General features: G+C 72.3%; 1 protein-coding gene. It reads right to left on the minus strand.

Annotated elements, in window-relative coordinates; all coding sequences use genetic code 11:
• The coding region (locus tag FJ658_RS03575) for an ABC transporter ATP-binding protein (RefSeq protein WP_141144019.1) at positions 1–365 on the minus strand (365 nt) is incomplete at both ends.

Here is a 365-nt window from a genome sequence, read left to right on the forward strand (position 1 = left end):
GTGCCGTGGAGCGCCTCGCGCACCGCGGTGACCTTCTCGAAGTACGCCGGGCTCTCGCGCAGCGCCTCGTCGCGCACCTCGCCGAGGCCCGTCTCGATGACGTCGGTGATGCGTCCGGGCCGCGGGCTCATCACGACGACGCGGTCGGAGAGGAACACCGCCTCCGGGATCGAGTGGGTCACGAACACCACGGCCGCACCCGTCTCGGCGGCGATGCGGGTGAGCTCGCCCTGCAGGTACTCGCGGGTCATCTCGTCGAGCGCGCCGAACGGCTCGTCCATGAGCAGCAGCTTCGGGCGCGCCGCGAGCGACCGCGCGATGGCGACGCGCTGCTGCATGCCGCCCGAGAGCTGGTCGGGATACCG

This window comes from Schumannella sp. 10F1B-5-1 (genome assembly GCF_006517535.1).
Lineage (GTDB): Bacteria > Actinomycetota > Actinomycetes > Actinomycetales > Microbacteriaceae > Schumannella.